The sequence below is a fragment of the Enterobacter cloacae complex sp. ESBL7 genome, from assembly GCF_041679625.1.
Lineage (GTDB): Bacteria > Pseudomonadota > Gammaproteobacteria > Enterobacterales > Enterobacteriaceae > Enterobacter > Enterobacter asburiae_B.
Map to the genome: position 1 here is coordinate 206,364 of NZ_JBGORN010000003.1, position 26,248 is coordinate 232,611.

At 56.2% G+C, this 26,248-nt stretch carries 22 protein-coding genes, 1 pseudogene and 1 other annotated feature (1 of these 24 running past the window's edge); of the genes and pseudogenes, 4 read left to right on the top strand and 19 right to left on the bottom strand.

What is annotated here, in order from left to right; genetic code table 11:
• Positions 1–8 precede the first annotated feature (8 nt).
• The 8 genes and pseudogenes from carA to ACERY3_RS14360 all read right to left on the bottom strand — a co-directional run bounded on the left by carA (position 9) and on the right by ACERY3_RS14360 (position 8,606).
• Entirely contained in the window at positions 9–1,157 is a 1,149-nt protein-coding gene (gene carA / locus ACERY3_RS14325; protein WP_219940520.1) for a glutamine-hydrolyzing carbamoyl-phosphate synthase small subunit, read from the bottom strand.
• Between the two features lie 453 nt (positions 1,158–1,610).
• Positions 1,611–2,432 carry a 4-hydroxy-tetrahydrodipicolinate reductase gene (dapB, locus tag ACERY3_RS14330; protein ID WP_029740868.1) on the bottom strand — a complete coding sequence of 274 codons (822 nt, stop codon included), beginning with the start codon at positions 2,430–2,432 and terminating at the stop codon, positions 1,611–1,613.
• A gap of 205 nt (positions 2,433–2,637) precedes the next feature.
• On the bottom strand, positions 2,638–3,588 hold the full coding sequence (gene ispH / locus ACERY3_RS14335) for a 4-hydroxy-3-methylbut-2-enyl diphosphate reductase (protein ID WP_058840525.1): 951 nt from the start codon (positions 3,586–3,588) through the stop codon (positions 2,638–2,640).
• 1 nt (position 3,589) lies between these two features.
• Complete coding sequence (gene fkpB / locus ACERY3_RS14340) at positions 3,590–4,039, bottom strand: FKBP-type peptidyl-prolyl cis-trans isomerase (protein WP_003856450.1); 450 nt, start codon at positions 4,037–4,039, stop codon at positions 3,590–3,592.
• 52 nt (positions 4,040–4,091) lie between these two features.
• Positions 4,092–4,592, bottom strand: a complete 501-nt coding sequence (gene lspA, locus ACERY3_RS14345) for a signal peptidase II (protein WP_058840524.1) — start codon at positions 4,590–4,592, stop codon at positions 4,092–4,094.
• Positions 4,592–7,408, bottom strand: a complete 2,817-nt coding sequence (gene ileS / locus ACERY3_RS14350; RefSeq protein WP_058840523.1) for an isoleucine--tRNA ligase — start codon at positions 7,406–7,408, stop codon at positions 4,592–4,594. The genes lspA and ileS overlap by 1 nt, the downstream gene beginning before the upstream one ends.
• A gap of 45 nt (positions 7,409–7,453) precedes the next feature.
• A complete protein-coding gene (gene ribF / locus ACERY3_RS14355; protein ID WP_023310350.1) occupies positions 7,454–8,380 on the bottom strand; it encodes a bifunctional riboflavin kinase/FAD synthetase in 927 nt (308 codons plus the stop codon).
• Between the two features lie 7 nt (positions 8,381–8,387).
• Positions 8,388–8,606: pseudogene (locus tag ACERY3_RS14360) on the bottom strand (DUF2575 domain-containing protein).
• A 101-nt stretch (positions 8,607–8,707) separates the two neighbouring features.
• Between ACERY3_RS14360 and rpsT the strand changes: the two are divergent.
• Entirely contained in the window at positions 8,708–8,971 is a 264-nt protein-coding gene (gene rpsT / locus ACERY3_RS14365; protein ID WP_003856458.1) for a 30S ribosomal protein S20, read from the top strand.
• Between the two features lie 57 nt (positions 8,972–9,028).
• Here the strand turns inward: rpsT and nhaR are convergent, their stop codons facing one another.
• The 4 genes from nhaR to dnaK all read right to left on the bottom strand — a co-directional run bounded on the left by nhaR (position 9,029) and on the right by dnaK (position 14,466).
• Positions 9,029–9,928, bottom strand: coding sequence for a transcriptional activator NhaR (nhaR, locus tag ACERY3_RS14370; RefSeq protein WP_373225898.1), 900 nt, complete (start codon positions 9,926–9,928; stop codon positions 9,029–9,031).
• Between the two features lie 58 nt (positions 9,929–9,986).
• Positions 9,987–11,162 (bottom strand): Na+/H+ antiporter NhaA, encoded by a 1,176-nt coding sequence (gene nhaA, locus ACERY3_RS14375; RefSeq protein WP_039260856.1) that lies wholly within the window; start codon positions 11,160–11,162, stop codon positions 9,987–9,989.
• Between the two features lie 172 nt (positions 11,163–11,334).
• Positions 11,335–12,465 carry a molecular chaperone DnaJ gene (gene dnaJ, locus ACERY3_RS14380; protein WP_290094455.1) on the bottom strand — a complete coding sequence of 377 codons (1,131 nt, stop codon included), beginning with the start codon at positions 12,463–12,465 and terminating at the stop codon, positions 11,335–11,337.
• 87 nt (positions 12,466–12,552) lie between these two features.
• Positions 12,553–14,466 carry a molecular chaperone DnaK gene (gene dnaK / locus ACERY3_RS14385; protein WP_023310346.1) on the bottom strand — a complete coding sequence of 638 codons (1,914 nt, stop codon included), beginning with the start codon at positions 14,464–14,466 and terminating at the stop codon, positions 12,553–12,555.
• A 296-nt stretch (positions 14,467–14,762) separates the two neighbouring features.
• On the opposite strand from dnaK, the gene satP reads away from it, so the two are divergent.
• Complete coding sequence (gene satP / locus ACERY3_RS14390; protein ID WP_058840521.1) at positions 14,763–15,329, top strand: acetate uptake transporter; 567 nt, start codon at positions 14,763–14,765, stop codon at positions 15,327–15,329.
• Here satP and ACERY3_RS14395 read toward each other — a convergent pair.
• The 3 genes from ACERY3_RS14395 to tal all read right to left on the bottom strand — a co-directional run bounded on the left by ACERY3_RS14395 (position 15,306) and on the right by tal (position 18,402).
• The gene (locus ACERY3_RS14395) at positions 15,306–16,628 is read right to left on the bottom strand and encodes an MFS transporter (RefSeq protein WP_373225899.1); all 1,323 of its coding nucleotides are present in this window, start codon (positions 16,626–16,628) and stop codon (positions 15,306–15,308) included. The genes satP and ACERY3_RS14395 overlap by 24 nt on opposite strands.
• Before the next feature lie 122 nt (positions 16,629–16,750).
• Complete coding sequence (gene mog / locus ACERY3_RS14400; protein WP_023310343.1) at positions 16,751–17,338, bottom strand: molybdopterin adenylyltransferase; 588 nt, start codon at positions 17,336–17,338, stop codon at positions 16,751–16,753.
• A gap of 110 nt (positions 17,339–17,448) precedes the next feature.
• The gene (tal, locus tag ACERY3_RS14405) at positions 17,449–18,402 is read right to left on the bottom strand and encodes a transaldolase (RefSeq protein WP_023310342.1); all 954 of its coding nucleotides are present in this window, start codon (positions 18,400–18,402) and stop codon (positions 17,449–17,451) included.
• A gap of 262 nt (positions 18,403–18,664) precedes the next feature.
• On the opposite strand from tal, the gene ACERY3_RS14410 reads away from it, so the two are divergent.
• Together ACERY3_RS14410 and yaaA are read left to right on the top strand one after the other, a co-directional pair.
• Positions 18,665–20,095, top strand: a complete 1,431-nt coding sequence (locus tag ACERY3_RS14410; RefSeq protein WP_319876549.1) for a sodium:alanine symporter family protein — start codon at positions 18,665–18,667, stop codon at positions 20,093–20,095.
• 66 nt (positions 20,096–20,161) lie between these two features.
• On the top strand, positions 20,162–20,935 hold the full coding sequence (gene yaaA / locus ACERY3_RS14415; RefSeq protein WP_039260860.1) for a peroxide stress protein YaaA: 774 nt from the start codon (positions 20,162–20,164) through the stop codon (positions 20,933–20,935).
• A gap of 32 nt (positions 20,936–20,967) precedes the next feature.
• Here the strand turns inward: yaaA and ACERY3_RS14420 are convergent, their stop codons facing one another.
• The 4 genes from ACERY3_RS14420 to thrA form a co-directional block, all read right to left on the bottom strand.
• A complete protein-coding gene (locus tag ACERY3_RS14420) occupies positions 20,968–21,270 on the bottom strand; it encodes a DUF2502 domain-containing protein (RefSeq protein ID WP_058840517.1) in 303 nt (100 codons plus the stop codon).
• 248 nt (positions 21,271–21,518) lie between these two features.
• The gene (gene thrC, locus ACERY3_RS14425; RefSeq protein WP_039260864.1) at positions 21,519–22,805 is read right to left on the bottom strand and encodes a threonine synthase; all 1,287 of its coding nucleotides are present in this window, start codon (positions 22,803–22,805) and stop codon (positions 21,519–21,521) included.
• Between the two features lie 3 nt (positions 22,806–22,808).
• Positions 22,809–23,738 (bottom strand): homoserine kinase, encoded by a 930-nt coding sequence (gene thrB, locus ACERY3_RS14430; protein ID WP_032660770.1) that lies wholly within the window; start codon positions 23,736–23,738, stop codon positions 22,809–22,811.
• A 1-nt stretch (position 23,739) separates the two neighbouring features.
• On the bottom strand, positions 23,740–26,202 hold the full coding sequence (gene thrA, locus ACERY3_RS14435; protein ID WP_047060194.1) for a bifunctional aspartate kinase/homoserine dehydrogenase I: 2,463 nt from the start codon (positions 26,200–26,202) through the stop codon (positions 23,740–23,742).
• Between the two features lie 24 nt (positions 26,203–26,226).
• Positions 26,227–26,248 (bottom strand) — a sequence feature (Thr leader region); it runs 96 nt beyond the window's last position.

Here is a 26,248-nt window from a genome sequence, read left to right on the forward strand (position 1 = left end):
GCTCCTGATTATTTAGCGGTCTTACGGTATTGCTCGATAAGTTCGATGAAGTGATCGAACAGCGGCGCGGCGTCGTGTGGGCCCGGGCTGGCTTCCGGGTGACCCTGGAAGCTGAATGCTGGCTTATCGGTGCGATGAATCCCCTGCAGGGTGCCATCGAACAGCGACTTATGGGTCACGCGCAGGTTAGCGGGCATCGAGGCTTCATCGACGGCAAAGCCGTGGTTCTGCGCGGTGATCATCACCGTGTTGTTGTCGATGTCTTTCACCGGATGGTTACCACCGTGGTGGCCGAACTTCATCTTAACGGTGTTCGCACCGCTCGCCAGCGCCAGCAGCTGATGGCCAAGACAGATGCCGAATACCGGGATGTCGGTTTCCAGGAAGGCCTTGATGGCGGCGATGGCGTAATCGCACGGCGCCGGGTCGCCAGGACCGTTGGACAGGAAAATACCGTCCGGATTCATCTTCAGCACGTCTTCGGCAGACGTTTGTGCCGGAACCACCGTCAGGCGGCAGCCGCGGTCAACCAGCATGCGCAGGATGTTGCGCTTGGCGCCGAAATCGTAGGCCACCACGTGGAACGGCAGCTCGCTCTCTTTTTTCGCTTCCGGCAGGTCGCCTTCCAGCGTCCAGCTACCCTGAGTCCAGCTGTAGGCTTCAGCGGTCGTCACTTCTTTCGCCAGGTCCATGCCGTTCAGGCCCGGGAAGGCTTTCGCTTTTTCCAGCGCCAGCGTCGCATCGAGGTTATCACCCGCGATGATGCAGCCGTTCTGTGCACCCTTCTCGCGCAGCAGACGCGTTAACTTACGGGTATCGATATCGGCAATCGCCACGATGTTATGGCGCTTCAGGTAAGAAGAGAGGTCTTCGGTATTGCGGAAGTTGCTGGCAATCAGCGGCAGGTCGCGGATGACCAGGCCTTGCGCATGTACCTGAGAAGATTCTTCGTCAGCCGCATTGGTGCCGACATTGCCGATATGAGGATAAGTAAGAGTAACGATTTGGCGAGAATAGGAAGGATCAGTGAGGATTTCTTGATAACCGGTCATTGAAGTATTGAAAACGACTTCCCCAACCGCCGAACCCGTTGCCCCTATGGCCCGACCGATAAACTGGGTTCCGTCTTCCAGAACCAATAGCGCTGACTTAATCAAAACACCCTCCAGAGAATATTCACTCACTTTATTTGCATATTAATTCATAGCATGTCATGGATCAATGCAAATGTGTTGCCAGCGGATTTTTGGCAAACGGCGGCATTCTGGGGATTTGGTGGGTAAAAGTCAACTTAAAACGGATATTTTGTTTACTCTTTTGCAAGTCTGGCGAGTGGAATGCGGCTTAAGCGACAAAAAGATCAGGTAAATCACTGCGGAAAACGCTTGCGCGCCTGGTTTAATGAAAAATGAGATGGTGCAGCACTATAAAGTAGACCAGATGGTCAAAATTTACATTTCAGTAACGTTAAAACGCCACAAGAGAGAGATATTTAGAGACTTAAACAAAAATACGCTATAAAACAGATAAAATAAAAGGGCAATAAAATATTGCCCTATGCAATCAAACAATTACGACTGCAATAACCACATCACGATGGGTAATAATGCTTACAAATTGTTGAGATCGAGCACATCTCGCATATCAAAAAGGCCATCCTTCTTGTTTTTAAGCCACAAAGCGGAACGTACGGCGCCGTTGGCGAACGTCATTCGGCTGGAGGCTTTATGCGTAATTTCGACGCGTTCGCCAATATCGGCGAACATCGCCGTGTGTTCGCCGACGATGTCACCCGCTCGCACGGTTGCGAAACCAATGGTGCCAGGAACGCGTTCGCCGGTGTAACCTTCACGCGTATAGACCGCGCAGTCTTTTAAATCTTTATCAAGTGCATGAGCAATCGCTTCGCCCATCGCCAGCGCCGTACCCGATGGCGCATCAACTTTGTAACGGTGGTGAGCTTCTACGATCTCGATATCGGTATAGTTGCCCATCACCTTCGCGGCCTTCTCCAGCAGCTTCAGCATGACGTTAACGCCCACGCTGAAGTTCGCCGCGAAGACAATCGCAATCTCTTTTGATGCATCCTGGATAGCCTGCTTGCCCGCATCGTCAAAACCGGTGGTGCCGATCACCATCCCCTTGCCGTGCTGACGACAAAACGCCAGATGCGCGAGCGTCCCTTCCGGGCGGGTAAAATCGATGAAGACATCGAAGTCCTCTTTTACCGCCTCCAGGCTGCTTTGCACGGTAACGCCCGTGTGGCCTGCGCCTGCCAGCTCACCGGCATCGGTCCCCAGAAGCGACGAACCTTCACGCTCCAGTGCCGCGCCAAGCGCGACGCCATCCATCTGAAGTGCCGCCTGAATAAGCTGACGGCCCATACGTCCACCCGCGCCCGCAATGGCGACACGGATCTGTGCATCATGCATAGTTATTCTCTTACGTTAAAATGATGTAAACCGTTTTCAGATTAACCAGCCTTGAGAAGCACTGCCAACTGAAAACACCGATAATTAGAATTTAACGTGAAACCGACTTAAATATCAGTAAAAGACATGATTTTGTCGTCACGATAAAGTAACGGGTAAAAAAAAGGCCAGCACAGGAGGTGCTGGCCTTTCATCAGAAAAAGGACTATTCGACTTCGCGGGCGTCGATGCGCAGTTCTTTCGGGACTTCGAAAACGATGTTCTCTTCACGTCCTTCCAGCGGCACCGCTTCGCCACCGCCCAGTTCCTGCAGACGGGAAATGACGTTCTGTACCAGAATATCTGGCGCAGACGCCCCGGCCGTCACGCCGACACAGCCCGCATGCTTAACCCACGCTTCCTGAATATCCGACGCGTCATCAATCAGGAAAGCCATTTTCCCCATGCGCTGCGCCAGTTCGGCCAGACGGTTGGAGTTAGAGGAGTTTTTGGAGCCGACCACCAGCACCACATCCGCCTGTTCAGCCAGTGCGCGCACAGCTTCCTGACGGTTAGTGGTCGCGTAGCAGATATCATCCTTACGCGGACCGACGATTTTCGGGAAGCGCTGGCGCAGGGCGTCAATCACGTCTGAGGTATCGTCTACGGAGAGCGTCGTCTGGGTCATAAACGACAGACGGGCTTCATTTTTCACGTTCAGCGTTAACACATCTTCAGGCGACTCAACCAGATACATACCCCCTTCCGGGTTGCTGTACTGGCCCATGGTGCCTTCGACTTCCGGATGCCCGGCATGGCCAATCAGAATCGACTCTTCACCACGACGGCTGGCGCGCGCCACTTCCATATGCACTTTTGTCACCAGCGGACAGGTGGCATCGAATACGGTCAGGTCGCGGCTTTTCGCCTCGTTGCGTACCGCCTGCGAGACGCCGTGCGCGGAGAAGATCAGGATCGCACCGTCCGGCACTTCGCTGATCTGCTCAATGAAGATGGCGCCGCGCTCGCGCAGGCTGTCGACCACGTAGCGGTTATGCACCACTTCGTGACGCACATAAATCGGCGCGCCGTAAATCTCCAGCGCGTTTTCAACAATGCTGATAGCGCGGTCTACACCGGCGCAAAAGCCGCGCGGGTTAGCCAACAGGATCTGCATTTCAGGCCTCCAGTGCAGGATCGATTTCCAGCACTTCAACATCAAAATGAACGGTACGCCCGGCAAGCGGATGGTTGAAGTCAACGGTAATAGAGTCGCCGTTGATCTCGCGGATCACGCCAGGCATTTCGCTGCCGTCCATAGCGGTAAAGAGCATAATCGCTCCGATCTCCGGTTCACCCGCGTCCATAAACTCGCGGCGCGAGAAATACTGGATCAGGTCCGGACTCGGCACGCCAAACGCGGCATCCGGCTCAAGCGAAAAGGCTTTTTTCTCTCCCTCTTTCAGGCCCAGAAGCTGCTGCTCAAGACCTTCAGACAGGGAGGTATCGCCAAGACGAAACAGGGCCGGTTTGCCGTTATTGCGGGTGGATTCGGCCGTGGAGCCGTCATCCAGCTTCAGCGTGAAGTGAACGAGAACCGCGCTGTTGCTCTGTACGGATTTAGACATGCAAATTGCTCGCTTGTTTTGCCCGGTAGCATTACGCCACCGGGCGAGTGTGTTACGCCTGCTCTTTCGCGGCCGGTTTAGGCAAGAAGCCTTCCAGCACGATTAACGCCGCACCGATACAAATTGCCGTATCGGCCAGGTTAAAGGTCGCGAAGTGCCAGTCGCCGACGTAGAAGTCGATCATATCGACCACAAAGCCGTGCCACAGACGGTCAAACAGGTTGCCCAGCGCGCCGCCAATGATCAGCGCGAAGGCAATGTTATTCAGCTTTTGCGTGGCCTTCGAGCGGTACATCAGCACCGCGAGGATCACGCAGATACCGAGAGCGATACCCGCAAAGAACCAGCGCTGCCAGCCACCGCTGTCGGCAAGGAAACTAAACGCTGCGCCGTAGTTACGCGCGTAGTGCAGGTTAAGCGACGGGAACAGCGGAACCGTCTCCCCCAGAGCAAAATTCTGGAGGATCAGGAACTTGCTGCCCAGATCGATAATCAGCACCACCACAACCAGCCACAGCCAGCGCAGTCCTGTTGAACAGAGAGTTTTACTCATCAGGCAAACTTACGTTTTTCGCCGTCACCGGCGACGTTGCTTACACAGCGTCCGCAGATGTCTGCGTGTTCCGCCACCTGGCCAACATCAGTGGTGTAATGCCAGCAACGCGGGCATTTCTCACCGTCGGCTTTGCTCAGCGCGACTTTCAGTCCTTTGAGCAGTTCGCTCTGCTGAGCATCAGCAGAAGCTTCGGCATAATCCGCAACTTTCGCACCGGAGGTCAACAGGACAAATCGTAATTCATCGCCCAGCGCCGTCAGCTTCGCCGCCAGCTCCGGTTCGGCATACAGCGTAACTGCCGCTTCCAGAGAGCCGCCGACTTTCTTGTCCGCGCGCGCCTGCTCGATAACCTTGTTCACTTCGCCACGCACTTTCAGCAGCTCGTCCCAGAAGGCATCGTTCATCGCTTCGGTGCTGGAGAGATCGAACAGACCTTCGTACCACTCGCCCGTGAACACATACTTCTCACGGTCGCCCGGCAGGTAGCCCCAGATTTCATCCGCGGTGAAGGACATGATCGGCGCCATCCAGCGCACCAGCGCTTCTGCGATGTGGAACAGCGCGGTCTGGCAGCTACGACGCGCCACGCTGTCCGCTTTCGCGGTGTACTGGCGGTCTTTGATGATGTCGAGGTAGAACGAGCCCATCTCGATGGAGCAGAAGCGCATCAGGCGCTGCACCACTTCGTGGAAGTCGTAAGACTCATAGGCTTTCAGAATATCTTCCTGCGCCGCTTTCGCGCAGCCTACCGCCCAGCGGTCCAGCACCACCATCTCTTCCGGTTTCACCATGTCTTTTGCCGGATCGAACCCGTTCAGGTTCGCCAGCAGGAAGCGCGCGGTGTTACGGATACGACGATAGCTGTCGGCAGCACGCTTCAGGATCTCGTCAGACACCGCCATTTCGCCGGTGTAATCGGTTGAGGCTACCCACAGACGCAGAATGTCTGCGCCCAGCTTGTTCATCACATCCTGCGGAGAAACGGTGTTACCGATAGATTTGGACATCTTACGGCCCTGACCATCCACGGTGAAACCGTGAGTCAGTACCTGACGGTAAGGCGCTTTACCCTTCATGGCGGTGGAGATCATCAGAGATGACATGAACCAGCCGCGGTGTTGGTCAGACCCTTCCAGATACATATCGGCAGCGTGACCGGCAAATTCCGGACGCACGTCAACCACGGAAGAGTGGGTAGACCCGGAGTCGAACCACACGTCCAGGGTATCCGGCACTTTCTCGTAGTTGTCTGCGTCAGCGCCCAGGATGTCGCGGGAGTCGAGATCCCACCACGCCTGAATACCGTCAACTTCGACGCGCTTCGCCACTTCTTCCATCAGTTCCAGGGTGTTTGGGTGCAGCTCCTGCGTCTCTTTATGCACGAACAGAGACATCGGCACGCCCCAGGTACGCTGACGGGAGATACACCAGTCAGGACGGTTAGCCACCATGGATTCGATACGCGCCTGGCCCCAGTCAGGGATCCACTGCACGCCTTTGATCTCTTTCAGAGACTGCTCGCGCAGGCCTTTCTGATCCATGCTGACGAACCACTGCGGGGTCGCACGGAAGATGATCGGGGTCTTGTGACGCCAGCAGCACGGATAGCTGTGCTGCATTTTTTCAACGTGCAGCAGCGCGCCGCTGGTGCGCAGCATGTCGACGATGATGTCGTTCGCTTTGAAGACGTTGATACCGTCCAGCGCCGGGTAGGTGCCAGGCAGATAAGATCCGTCCGGGCCAACCGGGTTAGCGATTTCCAGACCGTACTTCAGGCTGATGTTGTAGTCGTCAGGACCATGGCCACCGGCGGTATGTACAGCACCGGTACCCGCTTCCAGCGTCACGTGGTCGCCCAGGATCGCCGGAACGTCGAAGTCCAGGAACGGGTGTTTGAAGCGCGTCAGCTCCAGCGCGTCGCCTTTCACGGTGCCCAGCACGGTGTAGTCGGTGATATGCGCGCGCTTCAGCACGCTCTCAACCAGATCTTTCGCCAGGATAACCGCCTGACCATCAATCTGAACCAGCGCGTATTCGAACTCACCGGACAGGGAGATCGCGCGGTTCGCCGGCAGGGTCCACGGGGTGGTGGTCCAGATAACCAAAGAGATCGGGCCGTTTACCGAGGAGACGCCAAATTTAGCCTTCACAGCATCCTGATCGACAGCGTTGAACGCCACGTCGATAGACGGAGAGGTTTTGTCGTAATATTCAACTTCCGCTTCTGCCAGCGCAGAGCGGCAGTCCACGCACCAGTGCACCGGCTTAGCGCCTTTGTGCAGGTGGCCGTTACCGATGATTTTACCCAGCGCACGGATGATGTTGGCTTCAGTTTTGAAATCCATGGTCAGGTATGGGTGCGACCAGTCGCCCAACACGCCCAGACGGATGAAATCAGCGCGCTGACCGTCAACCTGCGTGGCTGCGTATTCGCGGCACTTCGCACGGAACTCGGCGGCGGTGAACTTCTCACCCGGTTTGCCAAACTCTTGCTCCACTTTCAGCTCGATTGGCAGACCGTGGCAGTCCCAGCCCGGAACGTAAGGCGAGTCATATCCCGTGAGGCCTTTGGACTTCACGATAATGTCTTTCAGAATCTTGTTAACCGAGTGACCAATATGAATGCTGCCATTCGCATATGGAGGGCCATCATGCAGAATGAAGGTTTTTTTGCCTTTTTTGGCTGCACGAATGATGCCGTACAGGTCATCATCGGTCCAACGCGCCAGCATTCCCGGTTCGCGCTTGGCGAGATCGCCGCGCATCGGGAACCCTGTTTCCGGCAAATTCAGGGTTGATTTATAGTCACTCATCAGATTCTCGGTTCCGTATTTATCACGTAGGCAGTTAAGCCGGGTTCAAAGCCCAAAAAACTCGCGGGCCGTCAATTCATCTCGCGCAATTTGCGCTTTTAGTTCATCCAGCGAACCAAATCGCTGCTCGTTGCGTATTTTTTTACGCAGTATCACATCTATATGGCGACCATAGAGGTCCATTACAACGTCCAGCAGGTGCACTTCTAACTGTTGACGCACACCGGCGACGGTCGGACGCGTGCCAATGTTGGCGACGCCGTAGAACGGCTTATCGCCCAGTCCTGCCACTTCCACCGCATACACCCCTTTAACCGGGGAAACCTGACGACGCAGCGGTATATTCGCCGTCGGGAAGCCTATCGTGCGGCCCAGCGCATCGCCATGGACCACGCGGCCAGAGATGGTGAACGGATGGCCCAGCAGGGTTTCTGCCGTGTCCAGGTCATCATTAGCCAGCGCCTGACGCACCGCCGTGCTGCTGACGCGCACGCCGCCTTCGCAGAAGGTCATCGCGCTGGTGACGTCAAATCCGTACTCCAGACCAGCCTTCTGTAATAGCAAGAAATCGCCCTGACGACCAGCGCCAAAGCGGAAATCATCGCCCACGGCAAGAAACTGTACGCCAAGACGCTTAACCAGCAGGTCGCTGACGAAATTTTGTGCTGTCAGCGCGGCAAAGCGACGATCGAAACGTAAACACAATACATAGTCCACGCCGGACTCCGCCAGATAGCGCAATTTCTCGCGCAGGCGAGTGAGTCGGGCGGGAGATTTATCGCCCGCAAACAATTCCAGCGGCTGCGGCTCGAAAATCATCACTACAACGGGCAGGCCACGGGCCTCCCCTTCTTTTCGCAATCCCTGCAACAGCGCCTGATGACCACGATGCACGCCGTCGAAATTACCAATAGTCAGCACGCACCCGTGTGGCGCGCTGCTGAGATTATGTATGCCGCGTATCAGCTTCATGTCTGGCTCAAAACAGTGAAAATCGCCAAAGTATACCTTGTACAGCGGTTAAGGTTAACCGGCGATTGTTCGCGCAAAACAGAAAGCCGTAATGATTTCATCAGGCTGACCTTTCGCAGCGAAAAAATCTGCTCGTGAACTGCGATTTTTATGCCGAAAGGCTGTATTCAGGGAAGACAAGCTGGTAGAATCCTGCGCCATCACTACGTAACGTAGCGTCGCTAATTAACGGCGCTTATTTGCACAAATCCATTGACAAAAGAAGGCAAAGAGGGCATATTCCTCGGCCTTTGAATTGTCCACATAGAACATATTTGGGAGTTGGACTTGGCTAATATCAAATCAGCTAAGAAACGTGCCGTTCAGTCTGAAAAGGCTCGTAAGCACAACGCAAGCCGTCGCTCTATGATGCGTACTTTCATCAAGAAAGTATACGCAGCAATCGAAGCAGGCGACAAAGCTGCAGCGCAGAACGCATTTAACGAAATGCAACCAATCGTGGATCGTCAGGCTGCTAAAGGTCTGATCCACAAAAACAAAGCAGCGCGTCATAAAGCAAACCTGACCGCGCAGATCAACAAACTGGCTTAATCGCTACTTGTTGTTGCTTGTTTAAAGAACCCGCTTAACGCGGGTTTTTTTATGCCTTCAGATTGCCGGTGGCGTAAACAGCGCCGAGTAGTCACGGTTGCAGATTCGCTGCACCGCCGGGTGCTGAATCATTCGTTCGGCAAATATGGCGTGGTACTCCTCCATCACGTTGTCCACTCTGCCTATCTCCGTAATCTTGTCGTCCGAATAGAGATCGTGCGCGTACAGCGTCGGCGCAACGAAGATCGCATTATGCGCTTCGCCAAAGGCTTTCATCAGCGCCGCATCGTCGAACTCACCGAGGATTTCTACCTTCAGCCCCTGCGAATTAAACCAGTTCAGCAGCTTGCGTCCGAGCATGGAACGCCTTCCCGGCACCAGCAGGCGACGCTCTTCAAGGCTCGCGGGGAAAGGTTTTTCCGGCGGCGGATTAATGCACCAGAAGCTCACGCCACATTCGCCAATCTTCACCGAGAACAGCCCTTCCTGCTGGGTGGAGTCGATCGGGCAGTCCGAGATAATCATGTCCAGCTTGTGCTGGCTCAGCTGTTCCAGCAGCATCTCGTGGGTGGATTCAAAGCAGCGCAGGTGGATTTGCTCATCTTCGACTACCGCCGCATCCAGCACGCCGCTCACCAGCCGCTTGGACAGCGCATCCGCCACGCCCACGTCAAAGAGCAGGTTCGACTCTTTGCGGTAGTTGACGATATCCAGCATCTCCTGGCTCAGGGTGAACATTTTGTCCGCATAGCGGAACACCAGTTCACCCAGTTCGCTGGGTTCAATCCCACGCCCCTTACGCTTGAACAGCTTGCCCTGCAGACGCTCTTCCAGGGCCTTGATTTGCCCGGTGATGGTTTGCGGCGTCAGGTAGAGCGCCTCTGCTGCTCCCACCACCGAACCCTGTTTGTAGACGTGCCAGAAGTAGTACAGATGGTTGTAATTTAAATGAGACATCGCGTCTTCTCTCCCTGAGTGTGTATCGGGAGAAGGATCGCCTCCTCCCGGTGTTCCGTTATGCCTGGACGGCCTGTCCGGACAACTTCACCTTCAACAAGGTATAACCGATTACCGCGGCCAGTAATGACCCGATGAGAATGCCGAGTTTAGCCCAGACGATAAGCTCAGGCGCATGCGTACCAAACGCCAGTGTCGAAATAAAGATCGACATCGTAAACCCGATTCCACACAGCACGCCGACGGCCATAATTTGCGAAAACGTGGTGCCATGCGGCAATGACGCCAGCTTCAGCTTCGTCGCCAGCCAGCAGAAGAGGCTAATGCCCAGCGGCTTACCGATAAACAGCCCGGCAATAATGCCCAGCGGCAGCACGGACGTCAGCCCGTCCAGCGTCACGCCGCCGAGGGAAACGCCCGCGTTGGCAAACGCAAACAGCGGCAGGATCATAAAGGCAACCCAAGGGTGCAGCACATGCTCCAGCTGTTTGGCAGGCGACTTGCCGTCCTGTGGTTTAAGCGGCACGAAGAAGCCCACAATCACGCCTGCCAGCGTGGCGTGCACGCCGGATTTCAGCACCGCCGTCCACAGCACCATCCCCACCAGGATATAGATACCGATGCGGCGAACATTGAAGATGTTCAGCAGCGCCAGCACCGCAATCGCCCCGGCGGCGACGCTCAGGGACAGGATCGACAGATCGCTGGTGTAGAACAGCGCGATAATCACAATGGCGCCCAGGTCATCGATGATCGCCAGCGCCATCAGGAAGATTTTCAGGGCCACCGGCACGCGGCTACCGAGCAAGGCTAAGACACCGAGCGCAAAGGCGATATCCGTCGCGGCCGGGATCGCCCAGCCGTCACGCGCAACAGGATCCTGCCAGGTGAACGCCAGGAAGAGCAACGCCGGAACGACCATTCCACCGATCGCTGCGATCACCGGAAACGCCGCGCGCTGGCGGCTGGCAAGCGAGCCCAGCACCAGCTCGCGCTTAACCTCAAGACCCACCAGCAGGAAGAACACCGCCATTAGCGCATCGTTGATCCACAGCAGCATGTTCTTATTAATTTCCAGCGCCCCGACCTTCAGCTCAACGGGCGTTTCCAGAAATGCATGGTAGAGATCCTGCGTGATGCCAAGGTTAGCCAGCACCATCGCGGCCGCTGCGGCAATAATCAGGATCACGCCACCGGACGCCTCACTGCTAAAGAAACGGTGTAGTAATTTCATTTACGTTCTCTCTTTTACAACAATACCTCGATAAAACCATAATACCAAGCCAAATAGCTCGGCAAAAACAGATTAATGTTGAGTATAGACTCAGTTTAACCGAGCTATACGCGCAAATAAAAAAGCCCGGAATCGCTTCCGGGCTTTGAGAAGATGAAAACCAGCTAACGAATCAGCGAGTCAAATCATCGAAGAATTTTTTGACGCCATCGAAGAAGCTTTTGGAACGCGGGCTGTTTTTCTCGCCCGTCGGGCCGCCAAAGCTCTCCTGCAGTTCTTTCAGCAGCTGTTTCTGCTTGTCGTTCAGGCCAACCGGCGTTTCCACGACGACGCGGCACAGCAGATCGCCCTGCGCGCCACCGCGAACGGATTTAACGCCTTTTCCGCGCATGCGGAACAGCTTGCCGGTCTGGGTTTCCCCAGGCACTTTCAGGTTCACGCGACCGTCCAGCGTAGGCACTTCGATTTCACCACCGAGTGCCGCCATCGCGAAGTTGATCGGCACTTCGCAGTACAGGTTATTACCTTCACGCTCAAAGATGGCGTGCTGCTTGACCTGAACCTGAACGTACAGATCGCCTGCCGGTGCGCCGTGCTCACCTGCTTCGCCCTCACCGGCCAGACGGATGCGGTCGCCCGTATCGACGCCAGCCGGGATTTTAACGGACAGGGTCTTGGTTTTCTCAACGCGACCGTGGCCGTGGCATTTGGTGCACGGATCTTTAATCAGCGTGCCGCGACCGTGACAGTGCGGACAGGCCTGCTGTACCGCGAAGAAGCCCTGGCGCATCTGTACCTGACCAGAGCCGTGACAGGTTGGACAGGTCTGAGGCTGTGTGCCCGCTTTCGCGCCGCTGCCGTGGCAAACGTCACACTCTTCCAGCGTAGGGATACGGATCTCTTTGGTGACACCGCGAACGGCCTCTTCCAGCGTCAGCTCCATGTTGTAGCGCAGGTCCGCGCCGCGCGCCGCGCGCTGACGACCACGGCCGCCGCCAAAGATGTCGCCAAATACATCGCCAAAGATATCGCTGAAGTCAGCGCCGCCGCCAAAGCCGCCGCCGCCCATGCCGCCCTGTTCAAAGGCTGCGTGACCGTACTGGTCATAGGCCGCACGTTTTTGTGCATCGGTCAGGACTTCGTAGGCTTCTTTGATCTCTTTAAATTTGGCTTCAGCCTCTTTGTCACCCTGGTTACGGTCCGGGTGGAATTTCATGGCCAGGCGCTTGTACGCCTTTTTGATTTCACGCTCTTCCGCAGTTTTCGGAACGCCTAAAATCTCGTAATAGTCTTGCTTTGCCATTGGTTTTTTTAAGCCCCTTAACATGCGAGCACGGGCGTGGAGAGTTCTCCTACGCCCGTGCCGATTAATTACCCTGCATCAGGGCGATTATTTTTTATCTTTAACTTCTTCGAACTCAGCGTCGACAACGTCGTCGTCTTTCGCGTTGTTCGCCGAAGCGTCAGCGCCCGCCTGCTGTTGAGCGTGCTGCTGCTGAGCGATTTCCATCAGCTTCTGAGAAGCCTGCGCCAGTTCCTGCATCTTCGCTTCAATGTCCGCTTTATCTTCACCTTTCAGTGAGGATTCCAGCGCGCTCAGTGCAGCTTCGATAGCAGTCTTGTCTTCCGCTGGCAGTTTATCGCCTGCTTCTTCAACCTGCTTACGGGTGCTGTGCAGCAGATGGTCACCCTGGTTACGGGTCTGAACCAGCTCTTCGAACTTACGGTCGGATTCCGCGTTAGCTTCGGCATCGCGAACCATTTTTTCGATTTCCGCTTCGTTCAGGCCAGAAGATGCCTTGATGGTGATCTTCTGCTCTTTACCGCTGTTTTTGTCTTTCGCAGACACGTGCAGGATACCGTCAGCATCGATGTCGAAGGTGACTTCGATCTGCGGCATGCCGCGCGGTGCCGGGTTAATACCGTCCAGGTTGAACTGACCCAGAGATTTGTTATCCGCCGCACGCTTACGCTCACCCTGAATCACATGGATGGTTACCGCAGACTGGTTGTCTTCAGCGGTAGAGAACACCTGGCTGTGTTTCGTTGGGATGGTGGTGTTTTTGTTGATGAGCGCAGTCATCACACCGCCCATGGTTTCGATACCCAGAGACAGCGGGGTAACGTCCAGCAGCAGTACGTCTTTAACTTCACCGGTCAGTACGCCACCCTGAACCGCAGCACCGATTGCGACCGCTTCGTCCGGGTTAACGTCTTTACGTGGCTCTTTACCAAAGAACTCAGCCACTTTCTTCTGAACCATTGGCATACGCGTCTGACCACCCACCAGGATAACGTCCTGGATATCGGATACGGACAGGCCAGCGTCCTGCAGGGCAACTTTCAGCGGCTCGATTGAACGGTTCACCAGGTCTTCCACCAGGCTTTCCAGTTTCGCACGGGTCACTTTGATGTTCATGTGTTTAGGACCGGTCGCATCTGCAGTGATGTACGGCAGGTTCACGTCGGTCTGCTGAGCGGAAGACAGCTCGATCTTCGCTTTCTCAGCGGCTTCTTTCAGGCGCTGCATGGCCAGCGGGTCGTTACGCAGGTCAATGCCCTGATCTTTCTTGAACTCGTCAACGAGGTAGTTGATCAGACGGGTATCGAAGTCTTCACCGCCCAGGTGGGTATCACCGTTGGTTGCCAGAACTTCGAAGGTTTTTTCGCCATCAACTTCGTCGATTTCGATAATAGAGATATCGAAAGTACCACCACCCAGGTCGTAAACCGCGATAGTACGGTTGCCAACTTCTTTATCCAGACCGTAAGCCAGTGCAGCAGCGGTTGGTTCGTTGATGATACGTTTTACTTCCAGACCTGCGATACGGCCAGCATCTTTGGTTGCCTGACGCTGAGCATCGTTGAAGTACGCAGGAACGGTAATAACAGCTTCAGTTACCGGTTCACCCAGGTAATCTTCAGCGGTTTTCTTCATTTTTTTCAGCACTTCAGCAGAAATCTGCGGTGGTGCAGTTTTGGTGCCTTTCACATCAAGCCATGCATCGCCGTTATCTGCCGCGATGATTTTGTAAGGCATGATGGAAACGTCACGCTGAACTTCTTCGTCCTGGAAGCGGCGGCCGATCAGGCGTTTAATCGCAAACAGGGTGTTTTGCGGGTTTGTCACTGCCTGACGTTTAGCCGGCTGACCAACCAGAGTTTCACCATCCTGGGTATAAGCAATGATAGAAGGCGTGGTGCGATCGCCCTCGGCGTTCTCCAGCACGCGTGCAGTAGTGCCATCCATAATCGCTACACAAGAGTTGGTAGTACCCAGGTCGATACCAATAATTTTACCCATCTAAACGTCTCCACTAAAAATTCAGTCAACATGTGGTTGTGTACCTGTAATAAGGGCAGAACGTGCTTTTTCAACTGCCCAGATTTGATTTTTTTCAGGTCCACACACTGCGGTTGACTACAAGATGGGGTCGCGACGGCATCCATCAAGGGGCAAGCATAAAAAAAATTTTAATTTCACCCTGATGAGATCATAGACGCCACCGATTGCGCCCATTATGATGCCGCGCCCAGTCAGGGAGAACTGACGCGGGTTTAACCATTTCACCATATTAATGATGATTTTTTTGAGGACTTATGGGCAACACTAAGTTGGCTAATCCGGCTCCGCTGGGCCTGATGGGTTTTGGCATGACCACTATCCTGCTGAACCTGCACAATATCGGGATGTTCCCGATGGATGGCATCATCCTGGCGATGGGCATTTTTTACGGCGGTATCGCGCAAATCTTCGCGGGCCTGCTGGAATATAAGAAAGGCAATACCTTCGGCTTAACCGCCTTCACCTCTTACGGTTCTTTCTGGCTGACCCTGGTTGCCATTCTGCTGCTGCCTAAAATGGGCATGGCTGACGCGGCAAACGCCCACTTCCTGGGCGTTTACCTGGGCCTGTGGGGCATCTTCACCCTGTTCATGTTCTTCGGTACCCTGAAAGGTAACCGCATGCTGCAGTTCGTTTTCCTGAGCCTGACCGTGCTGTTCGCCCTGCTGGCGATCGGTCACCTGGTGGATAGCGAAGGCATCGTTCATGTTGCAGGCTGGATTGGCCTGGTTTGCGGCGCAAGCGCTATCTACCTCGCAATGGGTGAAGTGCTGAACGAACAGTTTGACCGCACCATTCTACCGATTGGTGAAAAACACTGATCCCTCTGTCGTGTCCGCTTCGCGGGCACGACATCCCTTCATCTGCCCCAGCCAAATCCCTAATCCCAGCCCCATCAGCGAGAGCGCGAGTACATACCAGGCTGGCGCCATCGGCGAAACGCCCATCAGCACCGTCACCGCAATCGGCGTAAGCCCGCCGAAAATGGCATACGACACGTTGTAGGAAAATGAGATCCCGGTGAAGCGTACCTCCGGCGGGAACGCGCGGACCATCACGTACGGTACCGCTCCGACAACGCCCACGCACAGCCCTACCACGCCGTACAGCAGGAACAGCTGTTCAGGATGGCTGCCTGCCAGATGGTAAAACGCCCAGCTTGATGTGGCCAGTAACAGGCTACCGACGATAAAGGTAACGCTGGCACCGAAACGATCTGCTGCCAGCCCGGCGGCCAGACAGCCAAAGCAGAGCATGATTGTCGCGATACTGTTCGCCTGAAGCGTCACGGCAGGGGCGAAACCGTACTGCTTTTGCAGCCACACCGGGGACATCAATATCACCACCACAATGCCCGCCGAGAGCAGCCAGGTGAGCAGCATCGACACCACCACCGCTTTTTTATGGCGTACCACGACCGCCTTCACCGGCAGCTCCTGCGCCAGCGCTTTGCGCTTCTGCATCTCGAGGAAAATCGGCGTCTCCTGCAGCCAGCGGCGCAGGTACATCGCGACCAGACCAAACGCCCCGCCCAGCAGGAACGGAATACGCCAGCCCCAGTCGTGCACGGCCTGCTGCGTCATGCTGGTGTTTACAATTGTCGCGACGACGGAACCGAGCAAAATCCCTACCGTTAAGCCCGCGGTTAAGGTTCCGCAGGCGATTCCAATGCGGCGCGCCGGAACATGCTCCGCGACAAACACCCACGCGCCCGGCACTTCACCGCCAATCGCCGCGCCCTGAAGAACGCGCATCAGCAACAGCAGCAACGGAGCGAAAATACCCATCGAGGCATAGGTGGGCAGCAGACCAATAGCCAGCGTCGGCACGGCCATCAGCAGGATGCTAAGGGTAAACATCTTCTTACGCCCGACCAGATCGCCAAAGTGGGCCATGATAATGCCGCCCAGCGGACGCGCCAGATACCCGGCGGCAAAAATGCCGAAGGTTTGCACCTGGCGCAGCCATTCCGGGATATCCGCCGGGAAGAAGAGCTTTCCCACCACGGCGGCGAAGAAGACGAAGATGATAAAGTCGTAAAACTCCAGCGCGCCGCCTAAGGCCGCGAGCGTGAGGGTTTTGTAGTCCTGTCGATTCAGAGGTCGGGTGTTATGTGACATAGCGAACCATTATGCGTGTGTTGTGGATTTATTTTTACAGCAATCGTAAAGAAAAAATTACTATACCGTAAAAGCTTTACCACGCCATCGCCGCTTCAGCTAATGTCACATATTGGTTAATTTCAGGAGATTGTTTCGCGACGTGCGTTTTTCGGGCGAAAAGCTGCTACCACTTTCTCATCGGTTTCCACATACGGACCGTCAAGGAGCTGTATACAATACGGTACACTTGCAAAGATGCCGTGAACGAGGACGCTGCCATCTTCCGCTTTCAGCCCTTCCAGCGTCTCTTTGATCGACTTCGGCTGCCCCGGCAGGTTCAGAATCAATGCCTGTTTGCGGATCACTCCCACCTGGCGGGAAAGAATGGCCGTCGGGACAAAGTGTAGACTTATCTGGCGCATCTGCTCGCCAAAGCCCGGCATTTCGCGATCGGCAATCGCCAGCGTTGCGTCCGGCGTCACGTCGCGGCGCGCGGGGCCGGTTCCGCCCGTTGTCAGAACAAGGTGGCAGCTCATCTCATCCACCAGCTCGCAGAGCGTCTGCTCGATGATCGGCTGTTCGTCAGGGATCAGGCGGGTCTGAATGTCAAAGGGGGTGGTCAGCGCGCTGCCAAGCCACTCTTCCAGAGCGGGGATGCCTTTATCCTGGTAAACGCCGCTGGAGGCGCGGTCAGAAATCGACACTAGGCCGATGCGTAAGGTATTCATATCCATTCCATTCGAAAAGTACTGATTAAAGGGAATGATACACGCAGAGAGGAGATTCAGACAGGGTACGAAAGAAGTCGCGTGACCGGGAGCCCGGTCACGCAGAATGATTACAGCAGGTCGCCGATCATTTTTTCCAGTTTGCCCTGGTCAACAGCAAACTTACGGATACCGTCCGCCAGCTTGTCTACAGCCATTGGATCCTGGTTGTGCTGCCACAGGAACTCGGATTCAGTGATGCGCTCTGGGCGCGCTTTCACTTCACCGGTGTAAGACAGCTTACGCTCGATGGTACCTTCGCTTTCTGCCAGCTCTTTCAGCAGCGCAGGGGCGATGGTCAGGCGGTCACAGCCAGCCAGCTCGATGATTTCACCGACGTTACGGAAGCTTGCGCCCATAACCACAGTCTCATAGCCGTGCTGTTTGTAGTATTCGTAGATTTCAGTAACAGAAACCACGCCTGGATCTTCAGCCGGCGCGTACTCTTTCTTATCGGTGTTGGCTTTGTACCAGTCCAGAATACGGCCCACGAACGGAGAAATCAGGTATACGCCTGCTTCTGCACATGCGCGCGCCTGCGCGAAGGAGAACAGCAGGGTCAGGTTACAGTTGATACCGTCTTTTTCCAGCTGCTCTGCCGCGCGGATACCCTGCCAGGTAGAAGCCAGTTTGATCAGGATACGGTCGTTGCTGATGCCTGCATCGTTGTACATTTTGATCAGACGTTTCGCTTTGGCGATAGACGCTTCGGTGTCGTAGGAGAGACGTGCATCCACTTCGGTAGAGATACGGCCAGGAACCAGTTTCAGGATTTCCAGACCGATGTTCACTGCCAGTTTGTCGGTGGCATCCACAACCTGCTGCGCGCGGTCGTTGCTCTGTGCTTTCGCCCAGGTCACTGCGTCGTCAATCAGTTTGCGATACTCAGGGATCTGTGCGGCGTTAAGGATCAGAGAAGGGTTAGTTGTGGCATCCTGCGGCTGGTACAGCTTCATTGCCGCGATATCTCCGGTGTCAGCTACGACAGTGGTGAACTGACGAAGGGAGGTCAATTTATCCGTCATGATAGTGTTTCTCTTTTAACGTGCCCTGGATAATTCACGCTACCGACAGCATGTCTGCAGCGGAAAAATGACAGGTTTACTTGTTAGGGGGATGTAACCGGTCTGCCCTGATGATAACACGACGGAGGGGTAGCGCAACCGCAGACAGTGCGCTTAGGTAGAGTATGGTAAACTCGGAAGATTAACAGGCTGCTAAGCAACAGCATGCCCAATCAGTGGTAGCGCTTACATATTCACTTTGGCATCAACAAGAGGGACGTTAATGCCTGATTTCTTTTTCTTTATTAACGAAGTCCTGTGGGGTTCGATAATGATTTACCTGCTTCTGGGAGCAGGTATTTGGTTTACGCTACGCAGTGGGTTTATCCAGTTTCGTTATATTCGCAAGTTTGGCAGAAGTCTGAAAAACAGCGTTACGCCCCAGCCGGGCGGATTAACGTCGTTCCAGGCACTCTGTACCAGCCTGGCGGCACGCCTCGGCAGCGGGAATCTGGCGGGCGTTGCGCTGGCAATCAGCGCCGGCGGGCCAGGCGCGGTCTTCTGGATGTGGGTGACGGCGCTACTCGGGATGGCCACCTCCTTTGCCGAAAGTTCGCTCGCCCAGCTGTATAAAGAGAAAGATAAAAACGGCCAGTTTCGCGGCGGTCCCGCGTGGTACATGGCGCGTGGCTTGGGGATGCGCTGGATGGGCGTTCTGTTCTCGCTTTTTTTACTGCTCGCGTACGGCCTTATTTTTAATACCGTCCAGGCAAATTCTGTCGCCAATGCCCTGCGCTATGCCTTCTCCTGCCCGGAGTGGGTCGCCGGTATTGCTTTAGCCCTCGTCGTTCTGCTCACCATTTCTGCCGGTCTCAGGGGCGTTGCCCGCCTGATGCAGTGGCTGGTTCCCGTTATGGCGCTGCTTTGGGTTGTCGCGAGCCTGTTCGTCGCCGCACTGCATATCGACCAGGTGCCGGGCGTGATTGCGACAATCGTCAGAAGCGCTTTTGGCTGGCGCGAAGTGGCCTCCGGGGCGCTGGGCTACACCTTTAGCCAGGCGCTGATGGCGGGTTTTCAGCGGGGCATGTTCTCCAATGAAGCCGGAATGGGGTCAACCCCCAACGCGGCCGCTGCCGCCTCTTCCTGGCCGCCACACCCGGCCGCACAGGGCATTGTGCAGATGATTGGCGTCTTTACCGATACCATTATCATCTGCTCCGCCAGCGCCATGATTTTGCTGCTGGCAGGCCCCGTCCCGCACTCCTCTGGAACCGCCGGGATACAGCTTCTCCAGCAGGCGCTGGTGAACCTGACCGGCGGCTGGGGAGCAGGATTTGTCTCGCTCGTCCTGGTGCTGTTTGCCTTCAGTTCGATTGTGGTGAATTACCTCTACGCCGAAAATAACCTTATTTTCCTGAAACTCGACTCCCGTACCGCAATCGGAGCCCTGCGGCTCGCGGTCATTCTGATGATCATCGCTGGCTCCTTCCTCAGTATGCCGCTGGTCTGGCAGCTGGCCGATATCATTATGGCGCTAATGGCGATCACGAACCTCACCGCTATCCTGCTGCTCTCGCCCGTTGTGACCCTGATTGCCAGAGACTATCTGCGTCAGCGCAAACTCGGCGTTCCGCCGGTATTTGATCCCGCCCGCTATCCCGATATTAAGGCGCAGCTTGCCCCCGGCACGTGGGATGATTTGCCGCGGCAATAACAGCTATCGATCAATTCAGGGCGATTTTTTGCTAAAGTCGCTCTAAATTTCCTGCAAGGACTGGATATGCTGATTCTGATTTCACCTGCAAAAACGCTCGACTACCAGAGCCCGCTCGCCACCGAGCGCTATACCCAGCCTGAACTGCTGGACTACTCGCAACAGCTGATCCGCGAAGCGCGTAAGCTCTCTGCGCCGCAAATCGCCTCGCTGATGAGCATCAGCGACAAGCTGGCCGATCTTAACGCGACCCGCTTTCACGAGTGGCACCCGGATTTCACCCCGGCTAACGCTCGCCAGGCGATTCTGGCGTTTAAAGGTGATGTCTACACCGGCCTGCAGGCGGAAGATTTTAGCGAAGCCGATTTCGATTTTGCCCAGCAGCATCTGCGCATGCTGTCGGGTCTGTACGGCGTACTGCGCCCGCTGGATCTGATGCAGCCGTATCGTCTGGAGATGGGGATTCGCCTGGAAAATGCCAAAGGCAAAGACCTGTATCATTTCTGGGGCGATATCATTACCGACAAGCTGAACGCGGCGCTGCACGCTCAGGGCGATAACGTGGTGATTAACCTGGCATCCGACGAATACTACAAGTCGGTGAAGCCGAAAAAGCTGGATGCGGAGATTATCAAACCGGTGTTCCTCGACGAGAAGAACGGTAAGTTCAAAGTGATCAGCTTCTACGCTAAGAAAGCGCGCGGCCTGATGAGCCGCTACATCATCCAGAACCGCCTGACGAAGCCGGAGCAGTTAACCAAATTTAACAGCGAAGGCTATTTCTTTGACGAGGCGTCGTCGGGGAAAGGCGAGCTGGTGTTTAAGCGCCACGAGCAGTAAAAACAAACCCCGCCAGCTGGCGGGGTTTTGCATTAATGGCGTTTCCAGTCCGGGCCGCGATCGTCGCGGCGGTCATCGTGGTGATGGTCATCGTGACGATCGTCGTGTTTACGATGCTCATCATGTGGGCGCCAGTGGTTATCACGCCAGTCATAATGCGCCTTCCACCAGTCGTGGTCGCGCCAGCGGCCGCCGTCCCAGTAATGACCGTTGTTATCCCGGTCGCCAATCTGCAGTTTGACCGCCGGTACGAGGGTAATTTCAGATGCCTGAACCGCCATGGGGGCGGCCAGCACCAGTGAAAGCGCGATAAGTGCAGGTTTCAGTGTAGACACAGGTGACTCCTTATTCTTCTTGCCCAACGTGGGCCGATGTAAGGAGAGTACGCGAGGGGAACGGGGGATGTTATTCTCTGCAATCCTAAACGCTAAGTGACCGCATTTATTGGGAATTTCTGCTTTTTTCCTGCTTTATTTCTCCTTAATTTCTTCACAAAAAAGCCGGGTGGCGCTGCGCTTACCCGGCCTACGATGAGCTCGTCGTTGTAGGCCCGGTAAGGCGTAGCCGCCACCGGGCAACACAATCACGCGCGCGTCATCATCAGCTTACGCAGCGCGGCAAAATCTGCGGGCAGCTCATGTGACAGCAGCGGCAGGTCGGCGCGCTCGGCCAGCTCTTTCGGCAGCGGCAGCGTTTCGCCCAGGATCGCTTCCACGCTCTCTTTGAACTTCGCCGGATGCGCGGTGCCCAGGAACAGGCCATATTCACCCGGGTTAAGCTGGTCGCGCAGCGCGCGGTAGGCAATCGCCGCGTGCGGTTCAGAGGTATACCCCACCGCCTTCAGCTCGCGCATGGTTTCTTTGGTGGTTTCATCCGTCACCGCGGCGTAACCCAGGTCACCCAGACGCCAGATCTTACGGCGGAACAGCTCTTCCACGCGCGGCCAGTTGTTCGGCTGTGACACATCCATCGCGTTGGAGAGCGTCGCCTGCGTGGCGTTCGGCGCCCACTTCCCGTCTTTCAGGAAGCGCGGCACGGTGTCGTTGGCGTTGGTCGCCGCGATAAAGCGTTTCACCGGCAGACCCAGGGATTTCGCCAGCAGACCTGCCGTCAGGTCACCGAAGTTACCGCTCGGCACGGAGATCACCAGCTGGTTGCGCGCTTCCTGCGGCAGCTGCGCCACCGCTTCGAAGTAGTAGCAGATCTGCGCCAGCAGACGGCTGATGTTGATGGAGTTGGCAGAGTTCAGACCCAGGGCCACCTTCAGCTCTTCGTCGTCGAAAGCCTGCTTGACCAGCGCCTGGCAGGCATCGAAATCACCGTCGATCGCCACGGTTTCAATGTTGCCGCCGAGCGTACAAAACAGTTTTTCCTGCAGCGGGCTGATTTTGCCTTTCGGATAGAGGATCACCACGCGGACGTTTTTCAGTCCGTAGAAGGCATGCGCCACCGCCGCACCGGTATCGCCGGAGGTCGCGGTCAGGATGGTCACCGGTTTGTCGCCGCTGATGTGGGTCAGCATCTGCGCCATAAAGCGGCCGCCGAAGTCTTTAAACGCCAGGGTCGGACCGTGGAACAGCTCCAGGCAGCCAACGTCAGGCTCAACCTGCTTCACCGGCGCCGGGAAAGCGAACGCCGCACGCACCCGCTCTTCCAGAAGCTCCTGCGGAATTTCGTCGCCGATAAACGCAGACAGAATTTTGGTGCTGCGGGTGACGAAATCCTGCTTCAGCAGCTCGTCGATCTCGGTCAGCTGGAATTCCGGCAGGTCATGCGGGAAGAACAGCCCCTGATTTTTGCCCAGCCCCTGAGTTACCGCCTGCGCGAAGCTGACCTGCTCGTTATGATCTTTAAGGTTATAGAGTTTCATTAATTATCCCAGTACTCGTGCGCCAGCCGTGTCCAGACGGCAAATATGAACAAAGCCTTCCTGATTTTGCAGGTAGTGTTTAGAGAGCCAGTCCGCCACGCGCTGCGCGGTGTCAGGCTTGTCGCACAGGGCGAACAGCGTCGGGCCGGAGCCGGAGATGCCGCACGCCTGCGCGCCGATATCCATCGATGCCTGTCGCGCCTCGTTAAAGCCGGGCAGCAGCTTCGTGCGGTACGGCTCGGCAATGACGTCCTTCATCAGCTTCGCCGCCAGCTGCGGCTGACGGGTGTAGCAGGCGTGAATAAAGCCCGCCAGATGACGCCCGTGGGCGATACAGTCCTGGCGACGATACTGCGCGGGCAGGATCGCACGCGCTTCCGCGGTAGAGACCTTAATGCCCGGATAGGCCAGCACCCACAGCCACTCATCAAACCCTGGCACCTGCTGGCTGATGATGCCATTTTCTTCGATCATCAGCTGCATGCCGCCGAGGAAGCACGGCGCCACGTTGTCATAGTGAATGCTGCCGGAGATGCGCCCTTCCAGCTCGCCCATCAACCCCAGCAGGCGGTTGTTGTTCAGCGGCTTGCCGCAGTGCTCGTTCATCGCCACCAGCGCGGCGACCACCGAACAAGCGCTGGAACCCAGCCCCGAGCCAATCGGCATACTTTTTTCCAGCGTCATGGCAACCGGCACGTTTTTGCCGATCTCCTGACAGAAGCGTTCCCAGCACTGATAGACGATATTTTCGCGCGGCTCAGACGGCAGTTTGCTGGCGAAGCGGCCCACGTTGTTCAGGCTGAAGCTGTCTGCCGCTTCCACCGTGACCGTATCGCCCAGCAGTGAACCATCCACCGGCGTCACCGCCGCGCCCAGCACGTCAAATCCGACGCTCATATTCGCGCTGGAAGCCGGGGCATAAACTTTGACCATGTTAAACTCCTAACTTCCATGACAGGGTACGCAGCAGATCGGCAAACACACCCGCCGCCGTAACATCGTTCCCTGCGCCATAGCCGCGAAGCACCAGCGGCAATGGCTGATAATAGTGGCTGTAAAACGCGAGGGCGTTTTCGCCGTTTTTGACTTTGTACAGCGGGTCGTTGCCATCCACTTCGGCAATCTTCACCCGGCACACGCCATCTTCTTCAATGTTGCCAACATAGCGCAATACCTTACCTTCATCACGGGCTTTCGCAACGCGCGCGGCAAAAGCATCGTCAAGCTGCGGCAAATTTGCCATGAATGCAGCGACATCACCGCTGCTGTCAAATTCTACTGGCAGCACCGGTTCAATCACGATATCAGAAAGCTCAAGCTCACGGCCCGTTTCACGTGCCAGAATCAACAGCTTGCGCGCCACGTCCATACCGGAGAGATCGTCACGCGGATCCGGCTCGGTATAGCCCAGCTCGCGCGCGGCGCGGGTCGCATCCGACAGGCTCATTCCTTCATCCAGCTTGCCGAAGATAAAGGACAGCGAGCCGGAGAGAATGCCGGAGAAACGCTGCAGCTCGTCGCCCGCGTTCAGCAGGTTTTGCAGGTTCTCGATAACCGGCAGCCCCGCGCCCACGTTGGTGTCGTACAGGAACTTGCGGCGCGACTTGCTCGCCGCCAGACGCAGCTGGTGATAGTAATCCATCGACGAGGTGTTGGCCTTTTTGTTCGGCGTCACCACGTGGAAACCTTCGCGCAGGAAGTCTGCGTACTGATCGGCCACCGCCTGGTTCGAGGTACAGTCGACGATCACCGGGTTAAGCAGGTGGTACTCTTTCACCAGACGGATCAGACGGCCCAGGTTGAACGGCTCTTTCGCCTCGTTCATCTCGGCCTGCCAGTTTTCCAGGTTCAGACCGTGAACGTTGGTGAGTAGCGCTCTGGAGTTGGCAATCCCGCAGACGCGCAGATCGATATGTTTCTTCTTCAGCCACTCCTGCTGACGCTTCACCTGCTCCAGCAGCGCGCCGCCCACGCCGCCGACGCCAATCAGGAACAGCTCGATAACCTGATCGGTGTTGAACAGCATCTGGTGAACCACGCGTACGCCGGTGGTGGCGTCATCGTTGTCCACAACAACAGAAATTGAACGCTCTGACGAGCCCTGGGCAATCGCCACGATATTGATATTGGCGCGCGCCAGCGCGGCAAAGAACTTCGCGGAGATACCGCGCAACGTACGCATGCCGTCGCCGACCACGGAGATAATCGCCAGGCGTTCCTGAATGGCGAGCGGCTCCAGCAGCTCTTCTTTGAGTTCCAGATAGAACTCCTCCTCCAGCGCGCGGCGGGCGCGGAGGCAGTCGGCCTGCGGCACGCAGAAGCTGATGCTGTATTCGGAAGAAGACTGGGTAATCAGCACCACCGAGATACCGTTGCGGGACATGGCCGCAAAGACGCGCGCCGCCATGCCGACCATCCCCTTCATCCCCGGACCGGAGACGCTGAACATCGCCATGTTGTTCAGGTTGGAGATGCCTTTGACCGGCAAACCGTCTTCATCGGTACTCGCGCCAATCAGCGTACCCGGCGCCTGCGGGTTACCGGTGTTTTTAATCAGGCAAGGGATCTGGAACTGGGCAATCGGGGAGATGGTACGAGGGTGAAGCACTTTGGCGCCGAAGTAGGAAAGCTCCATCGCTTCCTGGTACGACATCGACTTCAGCAGCCTGGCGTCCGGAACCTGGCGCGGGTCACAGGTATAAACGCCGTCGACGTCAGTCCAGATCTCACAACAGTCCGCGCGTAAACAGGCGGCCAGCACGGCGGCGGAGTAGTCGGAGCCGTTACGGCCCAGCACCACCAGCTCGCCCTTCTCGTTACCGGCGGTGAAGCCTGCCATCAGGATCATATGGTCAGAAGGAATTTTGCTTGCGGCGATACGGCGGGTTGATTCGGCAATATCAACGGTGGATTCGAGGTAGTGGCCCACCGCCAGCAGTTTTTCAACCGGATCGATCACGGTCACGCTATGGCCGCGCGCTTCCAGCACGCCGGCCATGATGGCGATAGAGAGTTTTTCGCCCCGGCAGATCAGCGCCGCGTTGACGCTGTCCGGGCACTGGCCGAGAAGGCTGATGCCGTGCAGGACGTGTTTGATTTGTGCGAATTCCTGCTCAACGAAGGACTTCAGCTGAGCGTGTGGGAAGCCTGGCAGCGCCTCTGCCAGCCCTTGCAGCAAGTCAGCGAAGATACGCTCTGCGTCGCTGATGTTCGGGAGTGCATCCTGGCCACCGATGGTTTTTTCAATCATCGCCACCAGATGGTTCGTGATTTTTGCCGGGGCAGAGAGCACGGTAGCAACCTGCCCCTGCCTGGCGTTGCTTTCCAGGATATCGGCAACACGCAGAAAACGTTCTGCATTTGCCACTGATGTACCGCCGAACTTCAACACTCGCATGGTTCTACCTCGTTTCCTTTAGCCGAAAAAAAAGCCCGCACTGTTC

Coding starts and splice junctions, on each gene's coding strand:
- ribF (WP_023310350.1), bottom strand. CDS start 8,380: ATGAAGCTGATACGCGGCATACATAATCTCAGCAGCGCGCCACACGGG.
- ileS (WP_058840523.1), bottom strand. CDS start 7,408: ATGAGTGACTATAAATCAACCCTGAATTTGCCGGAAACAGGGTTCCCG.
- ACERY3_RS14410 (WP_319876549.1), top strand. CDS start 18,665: ATGCCTGATTTCTTTTTCTTTATTAACGAAGTCCTGTGGGGTTCGATA.
- ACERY3_RS14395 (WP_373225899.1), bottom strand. CDS start 16,628: ATGTCACATAACACCCGACCTCTGAATCGACAGGACTACAAAACCCTC.
- lspA (WP_058840524.1), bottom strand. CDS start 4,592: ATGAGTAAAACTCTCTGTTCAACAGGACTGCGCTGGCTGTGGCTGGTT.
- thrC (WP_039260864.1), bottom strand. CDS start 22,805: ATGAAACTCTATAACCTTAAAGATCATAACGAGCAGGTCAGCTTCGCG.
- nhaR (WP_373225898.1), bottom strand. CDS start 9,928: ATGTCTCATTTAAATTACAACCATCTGTACTACTTCTGGCACGTCTAC.
- thrB (WP_032660770.1), bottom strand. CDS start 23,738: ATGGTCAAAGTTTATGCCCCGGCTTCCAGCGCGAATATGAGCGTCGGA.
- satP (WP_058840521.1), top strand. CDS start 14,763: ATGGGCAACACTAAGTTGGCTAATCCGGCTCCGCTGGGCCTGATGGGT.
- fkpB (WP_003856450.1), bottom strand. CDS start 4,039: ATGTCTAAATCCGTACAGAGCAACAGCGCGGTTCTCGTTCACTTCACG.
- tal (WP_023310342.1), bottom strand. CDS start 18,402: ATGACGGATAAATTGACCTCCCTTCGTCAGTTCACCACTGTCGTAGCT.
- nhaA (WP_039260856.1), bottom strand. CDS start 11,162: ATGAAATTACTACACCGTTTCTTTAGCAGTGAGGCGTCCGGTGGCGTG.
- dnaK (WP_023310346.1), bottom strand. CDS start 14,466: ATGGGTAAAATTATTGGTATCGACCTGGGTACTACCAACTCTTGTGTA.
- ispH (WP_058840525.1), bottom strand. CDS start 3,588: ATGCAGATCCTGTTGGCTAACCCGCGCGGCTTTTGCGCCGGTGTAGAC.
- dapB (WP_029740868.1), bottom strand. CDS start 2,432: ATGCATGATGCACAGATCCGTGTCGCCATTGCGGGCGCGGGTGGACGT.
- mog (WP_023310343.1), bottom strand. CDS start 17,338: ATGAATACCTTACGCATCGGCCTAGTGTCGATTTCTGACCGCGCCTCC.
- yaaA (WP_039260860.1), top strand. CDS start 20,162: ATGCTGATTCTGATTTCACCTGCAAAAACGCTCGACTACCAGAGCCCG.
- thrA (WP_047060194.1), bottom strand. CDS start 26,202: ATGCGAGTGTTGAAGTTCGGCGGTACATCAGTGGCAAATGCAGAACGT.
- dnaJ (WP_290094455.1), bottom strand. CDS start 12,465: ATGGCAAAGCAAGACTATTACGAGATTTTAGGCGTTCCGAAAACTGCG.